We start from the raw sequence: 11,448 nt of genomic DNA, 5'->3' as shown, positions 1-11,448 counted from the left end.
AAACCAATATCTTTCTAAGCTGCCTGTGCGGCAGGGAACGTCCAAATATTGTCGAAAAACAAACCAATATCTTTCTAAGCTGCCTGTGCGGCAGGGAACAATACCGGCGGCCCATTTCAACAAATGATAACTTTCTAAGCTGCCTGTGCGGCAGGGAACATGCCATTACACGCGAAAGATAGAGAAAACAATTTCTAAGCTGCCTGTGCGGCAGGGAACCGCATATTGCACCGCTTGCGCCGCCAGCAAAATTTCTAAGCTGCCTGTGCGGCAGGGAACAAACAGTTTTTCTACATCAAAAACGATCTCGATTTCTAAGCTGCCTGTGCGGCAGGGAACCGCGGATCTCTTTTTTGACTTTCGCGATATTGTTTCTAAGCTGCCTGTGCGGCAGGGAACAGCCCAAAAAAATACAGACGACGAGGAACCGATTTCTAAGCTGCCTGTGCGGCAGGGAACTTCCAGTGGCACCCACAAAGCGATTCAATCTACTTTCTAAGCTGCCTGTGCGGCAGGGAACGAAAGCCACCCGGTAGCCTCAGATAATGAAAATTTCTAAGCTGCCTGTGCGGCAGGGAACTGACAAATATACAGATAGCGATTGATTATTTTTTTCTAAGCTGCCTGTGCGGCAGGGAACTTGTGAGGTTGGCGATATTGCCACTGCGCAAGTTTCTAAGCTGCCTGTGCGGCAGGGAACAACAGCACTCTACGCGCTCATACGCAAGTTCGATTTCTAAGCTGCCTGTGCGGCAGGGAACTGAAAATCAATGAGCCAGATGTTGAAGATTGCTTTTCTAAGCTGCCTGTGCGGCAGGGAACTGCGCCGCGCACTGTAATTTGATTTAAATTTATTTCTAAGCTGCCTGTGCGGCAGGGAACCTATTGAAATTCAATCGTTAAACCAGTTTATTTTTCTAAGCTGCCTGTGCGGCAGGGAACATTAAAAACACTGATTTAACGCCCGAAGATTTTTTCTAAGCTGCCTGTGCGGCAGGGAACACAGCAAATTATCAATGTGAAATCTAACGGAATTTCTAAGCTGCCTGTGCGGCAGGGAACACGGACATGCACCTTTACGGTAACTTTCGTTGTTTCTAAGCTGCCTGTGCGGCAGGGAACAAATGTCCGACCATTTTTTGATAAGAAATCTTTTTCTAAGCTGCCTGTGCGGCAGGGAACTAATGCGAGTCAAAGCAAGAATAGAAGAAACCTTTCTAAGCTGCCTGTGCGGCAGGGAACTGTTATATCGATGACTTATGACATGTGCATACTTTCTAAGCTGCCTGTGCGGCAGGGAACCGAGAGACTATCTTGCGTCGGATTATTTAAACTTTCTAAGCTGCCTGTGCGGCAGGGAACTGCAATATTAATCCCTTCATGCCCCCATCTATTTTCTAAGCTGCCTGTGCGGCAGGGAACATCAAATATACTTCTGTTGCCATCCGAATCAATTTCTAAGCTGCCTGTGCGGCAGGGAACTCGGCGGCACGTTTCCCGTCGCCTTCCGTACCTTTCTAAGCTGCCTGTGCGGCAGGGAACAGCTTCGTTATTCTGTTCGTAATGTCATTCCATTTCTAAGCTGCCTGTGCGGCAGGGAACGTCAGTTACACACGACCTGCTTGATACCGAAATTTCTAAGCTGCCTGTGCGGCAGGGAACCCTCAATACCTATAGAGTTATATTCAATTACTTTTCTAAGCTGCCTGTGCGGCAGGGAACGAGCGGAATACAGTTAATAGTGTTTCGATCATTTTCTAAGCTGCCTGTGCGGCAGGGAACGATTACTTGCCGAACTATGGACGTGAAGATATTTTCTAAGCTGCCTGTGCGGCAGGGAACCCGGATCGCCATCGTCGCGACTGTCGATATCGTTTCTAAGCTGCCTGTGCGGCAGGGAACGCGTAAACTCGATAAAGCCGCAAACTTTAAAATTTCTAAGCTGCCTGTGCGGCAGGGAACTAGTATCAAAAAGCTTGAAAGCCAGTTGCATAGCAGTATACAGGGGATTTAGCGGTTTTACCCATCCCGAAAACTGCATTATGCAACTAACTGATTTTTATTAATTTTTTAAGGAGCGTAAAAAGTTAGGTCAAAAGTCGGGTACAGTGGATACAGCACTTAAGCCGTAGCTGCTGAATGTCGATCCTGACGGTTCTGTTACCACGGTTTTTTTAATCCACAAACAAAACTCATTGCCGCCACTCAAACTTTTTAAACGAATAAATGGCGTTGCTATGGTTTTATCCGCCATCTCCCCATAGCATAACAACGCCGTGTCATAGTCAATGTTATGTCTCTTGGCATAACGTCTGGCCAAGCGCTCTTTATTGGTTTTTGGTTGTTCACGTTGATAAATTGCGTAACCTGTGATTTTTTCCGGTACAGAGCGAATACTAGTGCAATGCATATAATCACTCAGCCGCGATAACCATTTAGTGGCGTTGAATTGGCTGAGAGTTGCTTCATCCGCCAATAACCGCAATTTATCACCCAACAGACTATATTTTTCGCCGATTACATATTCCGGAAACGATAAACCAATCGGTACTCGGCCTTGGTCGTCCTGCATTTCAACTAAGCCCAAATGGATTTGTTGGAATACTTTTGACCAGAGACTAAACAAATTGATGTCTGAGCTAGGTAATAAAGTTATTTCAATGTAATGTTTCATGTTTAGTCCCTATATCCGGTAACTATCAACATAAGCCAGCCCTTTTTTACCCAGATAAAAACTTGAAACACCAGCGGCTTCTATCATGTCTTTGAGCTGTAGCGCTTTGTCTTGGGCTATGTCCAAATGTATTTCAATTGTGCCATTGGCTTTGGTTAGCAATGAAGTCACTTCGCCCTCACCTTTTCGCTTTTCTTTCAACAAATAGGGATTGCCCCAAATTGGTTTTTTACTGCCAGTGGTAAAACGATCCATGAAATCCTTGGCTGTAAATCCCCGTTTTGAAATGCCGCTGATTCCATCTTTTTTTGTCAAAGCATTTGATAATTCAGGGTGTTGACTTTTTAATCGGGAAATTTGTAAATACAATGCCGAACAATAAAACATGATTGGTTTAATCATGCCCTTGCCGTCTATGTATTCAGCATCAGGAAACATAGCTTTTAGTTCTGCCAACGCATCTTCAACAATCCCAATTACTTCCATTGCTTTCAGTTTATTTAACTGCTCCAACTGGTCAAGGACGCTTAAAGGGTCAAACATTCTTGTATTTTCAACTACAAAGTCGGGCTTTACGATAAATTGACATACATCTTTAAAATCCAAGGTTAATAAACCCCAAAAGGCATCCGAATAATCAGAGCTAAAAATAGGGTCATTGCCTTTAATCATGCCGGTGAAAGAATTTTGATCGGTACTTCCCGTAATATTACGAATATAAACCATCTCCTTATTGATGGGTTTAGAGCGATCATGAATATTTTCAAAGGTAATGCTGTTTTCTAATTCTGCAAAAAAATAGTTTGGGCAGTTTTTTGCTTGATACAGTTTCCGTTGGTCACCAATCAGCCTGTTTAAAACACCCATAACCGTGTCATGGCTAATTTCACGTTGAATAAAATTTGAATTTTTTCCTTCACTATTTCGCTTGGATAAATTCGTCATAGAACCAATAAATCCGCGTCCGCCCTTGGGCAAAGGCTCATTATTAGAGCCATCCAGAAATGAATTTTGCCAAGCTGCTTCGTATTTAATCGTAATACGCATGACCATCCCTATTTAGCATAAAAATAACCAGCGTAGTTCGTTTCCGGAGTCTCTGATATGTCACTCTCGGAACGCTTAATGCGCATCATTTTATGACTGTCGTTGTAATCTACCAATACACTATCCACATACATATAGCCTTTGGCCTGACGAATGCTTAATTCGCTAATCATACGGATGGTTTCTTGAATTAATATATCAATGGCTTCGTTATCTAACAAAATACCCACTTCACCCTCTTCAAATATGGTGCCGCCCCGTACATAATTTTTATTAAAAATGGCTTTGGGGTTACGCTCAGGGTCAAGGCTTTTGATAAAGTTTTGAACAGTTTCGGCGATTTTTTCACCCTCACCCTCTTTGATGATCATCGAAGCGCGGTCAAACTTTTTATCCAGCGAAATAAACTCTAATTGCTCAATGCTGATAGAGCCATACGCAAGATATTCAGTTTCACCAAACGTAGTTTTGGAGAAAAAAGAGTTGCTGGCCACATCATCGCCTTTGTCATCTTTACCTTTTTCTTTTGACCCAGAACGCCCCATTTGCTCAAAATTACCGTTACCTAATTGGTCAACAAAGTCCTCAAGCAATAAGGGGCTTGTACGTTTGCACTGGCTTGAAGGTACAACATAGCCGCGTATCAAACCCGTAATAGATGCAAGTACATCTTGTAGGTTTTTATCTTTGGCATAGTGCAAATCAAACGCTTGGTCTCTAAATAAATGATGGCGAATGCAGTTTTGACTGATATACATGGGGGTCTCTTTAAAATCTATATCAGATGCCTGTTTTTTATATTTATAACCGGTTTCCTCTTTAACCTTGCCGGTTAAATTGCTGTAACCCCTTAATTTGGGTAATGTATGGTTATCAACCGTTTTTCCATCATCGCCTGCAAGTGTTGTCGGCCCATTCCAATTGACTACTCCATGACCCAGCGCAACCACTTTGAAATCCACGCTTTTAATGCCGGTTATTTTTTGCATAAATCATTCCTCATTTGAATTTAGTTGTTTAATTGAAATAGCGCCGATAGGCTGTTTGTCACACACGGCATAGTAAATTGCGTAACTATGCCGAGCGCTTTCTCCGCCGACCTGAAGTAAATCGTTAGGCGTATAGCTCAGGTAAACGGGAAATTCAGGGTCTCTTGCTTCATTAAGCAAGATAAAATCTTTATAGGCTTTGGTGCCGCCCATGATGTTGTGGTGCTTATTTTTCATGTAGGCCAGCAAGTTTTTATCGCTGTCGCCATAGCCTTCAATTTCATCTTTTGATGCTGTCAAATTATCAAAATCGTCCCGTTCATTGATGGGCATTTGATATGCATATTGATCTCTAAACGGATCGTTTGGTTTATTAACATCATATACAGCCATTTGCACAAAGCGGTTTTCTCCGCGTAATGAGCCTTTACTAATTTTAGCCCGGCCTTTGGCTTGTACTTTTTTAGGTGGAATAGTAATTGGGTCAATTACTTTATGATTTATTAAGTCCACACTTTTCTTAAGCGAAGCGGTTAAATCAGATTCTATTGATTTTTTGCCATTATCAGACTCATGGAACTCCTCATATAGCTCGTATAATTGGGGCAACGTAAATGATTGATCGTCTATTTTTGCTTTAAAAAACTGATACCACGCTTTAGCTGATTGCAATGTATGCATACTATTTAAAAACCTAGAACTGTTTCCTTTGGATTTTCCCTGTATTACGTCGCCGGTTATAGCAATTGTAAGCACATTTATTTGTTCAAGATTATTTCCAAAACGATCTAAACGACCTAATCGCTGAAGCATATTTTCAGCAGAAGTCATTTCGCTAATCATATAGTTACAGGTAATGTTCAAAGAGGCTTGCACAATTGGCCCACTACGTAACACATCGAATTTCTGGGTGCCATCTTTTTGGAATGATTCTAAAACCTCATCAAACCATTTTTGTTTGTCGCTTTTTTTAAACTTGGAATGCAACAACACTGAATTTTCGTGCTGGTTACGGATAAAGCTTTTTTGCGCTGTTGTGGCAGTGTTGCTAATAACAATGGTGTTGGTATTTTGGAATTTGTAGAGTGGATTGTTGTCATCTTGCGTAGTTTCATCAAACTCCCTGAACTCAATACGATATTGGCTTTGATTAAAGGACGGCATTTTGACAATATCTTCGGGTTCAATTTGTAATACTTGCCTTAGATAAAAATAATGTGGCGTAGCAGAAACCAGTAGGGTATTGCCTAATTCCTGTTGTTGTTTGCAGGCAATTAATTCAGCAAACAGTAAATTAAATGCTGGCATGTTGATGTATTCATGGAATTCGTCGAAAACCACATGCGCATCCAAAAAGTTAATTAAGGTATCGACTTTGTTATGGCTGATAATGCCGCTGAATATTTGATCTATGGTAGTGAGGACTATATCACCTGAAAAATAATCCTCTTCTGGTGTAGCCTTTCCCCATTCTTTAGTAAATTTGAATTCGCCTGTATTAATTTCAATTTGTGCATTTGGCAGGTATTTTTCGGAAATCAATTCTCGGAACAAGCCTTGGCATACTTGCACCCTGGGACACACCCAAATAAGTTGTTGGGCGTTTTTCAGTTTCGCCCATTCCAAGGCGATTTTGGTTTTGCCGCAACCTGCGGGGCCAGCTAAGACTGGAATTTTTTGTGCTTTGATTAACTCATGGGCAATTTCGCTTTGTTTCTTGCTTCGTTCAGGGGAAAAAAATGAGGAGCTTAAGCAAGTCTCGATTTGAGAGCAAAGTGTTGTTGAGGTTGACAGGCTATCTTCCAATAAAGTATCCAATGAACCATTTTTGATATGCGTGTGTAACTCCAATGCTGTTAATTTAGATACCCAGCGATCTGCTGAAATAACACACGCACGAATGATATTGTTCTCAGCATTCCATTTGATTCTTGAATGATATTTTTCAATATTCTCTTCTTTTAAATAATCTTTATAGGATGGAAGTTCAATCTTATCTTGAGTAGATTCAAATATCTCTAACCTATCATTTTCATTGAAAATTTTTGCTAGCCGAGCCTCATTAGCATTTATATATTTAATTTCGGTTTCACATACATTTTTAAGTAATTTTTTTGATTTTTCTATTAATTCAGAAAATTCAATACCATTTAGGCTGTTTGCTAGCTTATTATGAATATCTCGATAATATGTAAATTCCTTTTCTTTTTCTTTCCTAAATGGCTTGGTGTGATGCCAATAAATAGCGTGTTTTACATTGGTTTTTAGTGGATTGCTAACTGTTTCTTTTAAATCAACATGATCCAGTAAATGGTAAAGCAACACTGATATTTCATTATGCCGAGGATGTTTATCAAAACTAAATTTAGCATCATCAATATGCTGCCCATCTTCTGCGACAAAATCTTTCTTCTTAGGGTTTCTCACCCAGTCTTGAAAACATGGGTCAATCTTCCCGAAGTCATGTAAACACCCGGCAACAAAAGTAGCGGTTGATTGCTTTTCTTGGTTTGGCATAAGCCGTTTATGGAGCTGTTCTGCGACGTAACCTACGGCGAATAAGTGTTCAATCAATGATTGCAGTTGGGTATTGGCGTACAACATGTTTGGGTTTGGTTTGTCGCTTGGAATATCCATGATTAATTCTTTAAAAGTGAAGTTTACGGGTACGATGCCTTCCGGATTAAATTGGTCACGATTCCCCACTATCCAAACCAACTCGCTCCGGCTTCTTGACCGAATCCAATGACAAGACACGGCGGTATTTTTGGTGGCGGTTTTGCGTAGCAGGGTTTTAACGGCAATTAAGCCGTCTTCGGTGATGATGGTTTGCCAGGTATTGTCACCAATGCGATTAGCGAAGGCATCCAAAACCCGTCGGGTACGATTGAGGGCTTTTTTCTGGCATTGACTGACAAAAGTCACCATCATGACAGGTCTTCCCGTAAGGCTTGCTGTTTGACTTGTTCAAACATGAAGTCCAGTGCTTTGTGTTCGGTGAATTTTTGTAAGACTTGCTGGCGAAATTCTTGTTCGGTGGTTTTTTCTTTGGCACTGATAAAGGCCCAAGGCAGAACAATGGCATCTTTGATGAGGTCGGCAACATCAAACACTAAGGCGCCGCGTCGGGTTTTGCCGTGCATAACGGCAAAACCGTGCGGAATACCCAGTACCCATAAGGTGGTGGCGGCCAAACCATAGGCCAGGTAGTTGCCGTGATTTAAAAAACCATTGGCGAGGTCGGTGTTTTCGCGTTCCCTGACAAAATCGTCCAGTTTTGTGGCTTTGGCTGCGTAGCGATACAGTTGTTTGGTGAGCAGAGCTTCGCGCTGCAACAGGTCGCCGACTTTGTTGGCGGTTTGAATTTGTTCGGTATAGCCGTTTAAGGCATTACTGATTAAGTTGTCATCGATAAAAAAGTTCTCGGCTTTTAAATCCCGGTCTTTTTCCCAGATGCTTTTTAAGTAGGTAACGCGGGCATCTTGAAAGGCTTTGGCTACGGTAAGCCGTTTGCTTTCATCAAACCAAAATTTTAACCAGGATTGCACATATTCGGTTGGGCGATATTCGCTTTGTGGGGTAAGCCATTCAATTTCGCTGCCGGAAAACAGCGGCGAACCGCCTCCACCGCAAAAACCGACCAATACACCGGCGCTTGCCAACATGCGCATGGCCGCTTGTGTTATTGATGTGCCTGTTCCCAATAAGATAACCGTGGTATTGGCAATTGGGATGTTCCAGTAAAAATTTTGCTCTTTGGCCTCTGTCAAATAGAGTACGCGGCCATCTTTTTGCATTACCCGGCACTTTTCCAGGTAATAAATATTGGCGCGTTTGGAGTGCAATATAGCTTTTAAATCTGACAATTGTTCCATTAACCATGTTCCTTAAAAACTACGTATATCTGCGTAAGTATGAAGCAAAATATCTCTTACGTATGCAAGCTAAAGCTTACGCTTAGGTAGTTTTTAAATAATAGGTAGGCGCTGTCAGGCGTCTTTTTTATGGGTTATGCTGCATGATTTATAGGGTATTCGTGTGAAAGAGGTTCCAGTTTTACACAAGTGTGACATGAGGTCGCGCTAGTTATTGCCTTACCTCGAAAGAGGTAACAAGGCTGGTTGTTCTTTCAACGGTAACCAATGTACTGGACATCACTTGATATTTTTGGATTTAGTAGGATTGGTGGGCTTTTGCCGCGTTAACTTATTGTCGCGTTATTGCAGCTTTTTTGTGCTTAAAGTGTTGATAAACATTGCGGGTGTTTTGTACCGGCCAGGTACTGAAAATTTGCGCTGGAGTATTTAATAAATGCGGTTACATGGCGCTGTAAATAAAAAAGGCCTTGCAGATATAAATCTGTAAGGCCTTCATATTATTGGTGGGGCGTCAGGGATTCGAACCCTGGACCCATGGATTAAGAGTCCACTGCTCTACCAACTGAGCTAACACCCCAATTGTATGTCTAACAACTCCGGACAATTTTATAGGATTTCTTAAGTAAATCCAAGAATAAAATGGTTCAGCTCTACTTGCAGCGCTTATTTTACAAGGCTTTTACTTTATTTTAGCCAGCGCTATAGATAATTCCTGACTGAATTCACTAAGAATTTTACTGAGCGCTTTGACGGTAGACGGGTAAGAAGAATCATTTAATGGGCGTTCAATTTTGGTTCGACCATTGCTTATCAAGGTATGGTTTTTTTCATTCATTATCGCCCAATTGGCTTCAAGGTTTACGCTCTGCTCAGGGCGGGTGTCGAATCTGATGATGTCGACTATGATGCGATAATCGACCGCTCCGTATGCGCTCCAGGGATAGGCCCTGATCAGGTCGTCTGCTTGAAGTGTCGCCAGATTATGGGTTAGCACTTGTGTGACATTATTTTTTAAAGGCGATGCCCACTGATGAAATTCTGCGATTTTTACGCCGCTATCCGGCAACCGGGTGACAATTTGTTTACGCTCAAGTAAGGTCGGTATGGATACCGGGCCTATGCCGATCTGGCGTTTTTTTTCCGTTGCCGATGAGAATGAAGGTGACTCAATCAGCGGTTCCAATACATAAAATTGGGTCGGTGGCGTCGATATGCATGCGGACAGCAGAGTGCAGGCGGAAACAGAGATTAACCATTTTGAGAGTTGCTTTGCCATAATTACTGCTCTTTTTTGCCGCGAATTAATGAAGTGGGATTTTGTTCCAGATAGTCGGTCAGTTGCTTAACCGAGCTTGCCGCCTGGGTAAGCTCTTGCAGTAATTGCTCCAATTCGTAGTGAGTGCTAGAGCCGGGTTCCATAATGCTTAATACCTGGTGCGCCGACGCCATAGTTTTATCAGCCGTATCAAGCGTACCTTGAGCAGTGGCCAGCATGCCGGTTGCAGCCTTTGACGTACCTTGTAACGATTGCAGGGTTTTATTGGCTTCAGCAGTTAAATCCTCCAGCGGCAGTTTGGCGACTTTATCCATAATGATGTGGGCAGAATGGGTAAATTGATCCAATGAGCTGGCGGTAGTGGGGAACTCAGGATAGACGCTTTGATTGTCGCTTAACACAATCTTGCTTTTCGGGTGGAAATCAAGATCGACCAGCAGTTGTCCCGTCAACAGGCTGCCGGTCTGTAATTGGGCGCGCAGGCCTTTATTAATCAGCTGCGCCATAATGTCTTTATCGCTGATGTGGTTCTCGTTATTGATTTCCTTGATGCGCTCCGGTTCCAGTTCCACGGTGACCGGAATGTGAATTTCAGCGGTCTTCTTGTCCAGCTCCAGATTGATGTCGGTGACTTTGCCAATCGGAATGCCGCGTAATTGCACCGGCGCGCCTACGGTCAGTCCGCGTAGCGAACCGTTAAAATACATGACATATTTTAAGGTGTTTTGATAAACAATCTGGGTCGATTGCTCATAGGTATCGTACAGTTGAAATATGCTGTTTTCAGGCTGGATATTTTCAATCGTATCCTCAGCAGAGGCACGAAAGGCAATACCGCCGCTTAATAAAGAAATCAAAGGCCCTGTTCTGACTTTAAAGCCGTCGGCGCTGGCAGATAAATCGACGCCGCTGTCTATCCAAAAGCGGGTATTTTTCCTGATGAACTGGTCGTAGGGTTTGTTGATAAAAACGGTCAGGCGTATGGCATTGGCTTCGTCGGATAACTTGTGACTGAGGACCTCGCCTACGGTTATGCCGTGAAAATTAATCGGCGTTCCCTGCTTCAAAGAGCCCAGATTGTTGGTTTCCAGTATGATGTGCGTCCCTTCGGTGTTGTTTTTTAACGAGGGCGGGATGGTCAGCCCGGTAAAGTGATCTTCTCTGGGACCATCACCCGGTTTGATCGCTATATAAGGCCCGGAGAGCAGCGTGCCCAGCCCTGAAATGCCACCCAGGCCCACTTGGGGTCGTACCACCCAGAAACTGGTGTTTTTGTTCAAATAACCGGCGGCAGTGCTGTTCATTTGCGCGGTAATCAGAATGGTTTTCAAGTCGTCACTGATGGAGATCGCAGTGACTTTGCCGATTTCTACATTCAGGTATCTGATTTTTGTTTTGTCCACTTCCAGACCTTCAGCAGTCGGGAAGCTGATCGTGATAACCGGGCCTTTTTCATTGTAGGATTTGGCAATTAACCAACCGCTGACCAGCAAGGCGATTAAGGGTAAAAACCACACCAGCGGCAATTCGGTTTTTTTATTGATGGTTACTTCTGATGCATCAGGGTCGATAAAGTCATTCATG

The 11,448-nt window shown here is 42.8% G+C and carries 7 protein-coding genes, 1 tRNA gene and 1 CRISPR repeat array; all 8 genes read right to left on the bottom strand.

All coding sequences use genetic code 11. The features are described 5' to 3' along the window. Window positions 1-11 precede the first annotated feature (11 nt). A CRISPR array of direct repeats spans window positions 12-1,962; the repeat unit is 28 nt; unit sequence TTTCTAAGCTGCCTGTGCGGCAGGGAAC. A 130-nt stretch (window positions 1,963-2,092) separates the two neighbouring features. Continuing rightward, window positions 2,093-2,674, bottom strand: a complete 582-nt coding sequence (cas6f, locus tag Q8L79_RS07195) for a type I-F CRISPR-associated endoribonuclease Cas6/Csy4 (protein ID WP_305269580.1) — start codon at window positions 2,672-2,674, stop codon at window positions 2,093-2,095. Window positions 2,675-2,683: 9 nt separating this feature from the next. Further along, window positions 2,684-3,721, bottom strand: a complete 1,038-nt coding sequence (cas5fv, locus tag Q8L79_RS07190) for a type I-Fv CRISPR-associated protein Cas5fv (RefSeq protein ID WP_305269577.1) — start codon at window positions 3,719-3,721, stop codon at window positions 2,684-2,686. An 8-nt stretch (window positions 3,722-3,729) separates the two neighbouring features. Next, on the bottom strand, window positions 3,730-4,710 hold the full coding sequence (gene cas7fv / locus Q8L79_RS07185; protein WP_305269574.1) for a type I-Fv CRISPR-associated protein Cas7fv: 981 nt from the start codon (window positions 4,708-4,710) through the stop codon (window positions 3,730-3,732). Window positions 4,711-4,713: 3 nt separating this feature from the next. Next, the gene (locus tag Q8L79_RS07180; RefSeq protein ID WP_305269572.1) at window positions 4,714-7,641 is read right to left on the bottom strand and encodes a CRISPR-associated endonuclease Cas3''; all 2,928 of its coding nucleotides are present in this window, start codon (window positions 7,639-7,641) and stop codon (window positions 4,714-4,716) included. Continuing rightward, window positions 7,638-8,585 (bottom strand): type I-F CRISPR-associated endonuclease Cas1f, encoded by a 948-nt coding sequence (gene cas1f, locus Q8L79_RS07175; protein WP_305269568.1) that lies wholly within the window; start codon window positions 8,583-8,585, stop codon window positions 7,638-7,640. Before cas1f ends, Q8L79_RS07180 begins: the two co-directional genes overlap by 4 nt. A 504-nt stretch (window positions 8,586-9,089) precedes the next feature. Continuing rightward, a tRNA-Lys gene (locus tag Q8L79_RS07170) sits at window positions 9,090-9,165 on the bottom strand. A gap of 102 nt (window positions 9,166-9,267) precedes the next feature. Beyond that, window positions 9,268-9,864, bottom strand: coding sequence for a membrane integrity-associated transporter subunit PqiC (locus Q8L79_RS07165; protein WP_305269566.1), 597 nt, complete (start codon window positions 9,862-9,864; stop codon window positions 9,268-9,270). Window positions 9,865-9,866: 2 nt separating this feature from the next. Continuing rightward, complete coding sequence (locus Q8L79_RS07160; protein ID WP_305269564.1) at window positions 9,867-11,447, bottom strand: intermembrane transport protein PqiB; 1,581 nt, start codon at window positions 11,445-11,447, stop codon at window positions 9,867-9,869. Between the last annotated feature and the right edge of the window lies 1 nt (window position 11,448).

The sequence above is a fragment of the Methylobacter sp. genome (genome assembly GCF_030680395.1).
GTDB lineage: Bacteria > Pseudomonadota > Gammaproteobacteria > Methylococcales > Methylomonadaceae > Methylobacter_A.
The sequence above is the reverse complement of the archived record's forward strand: the minus strand, read 5'-3'. Positions and strand labels throughout refer to the sequence as shown.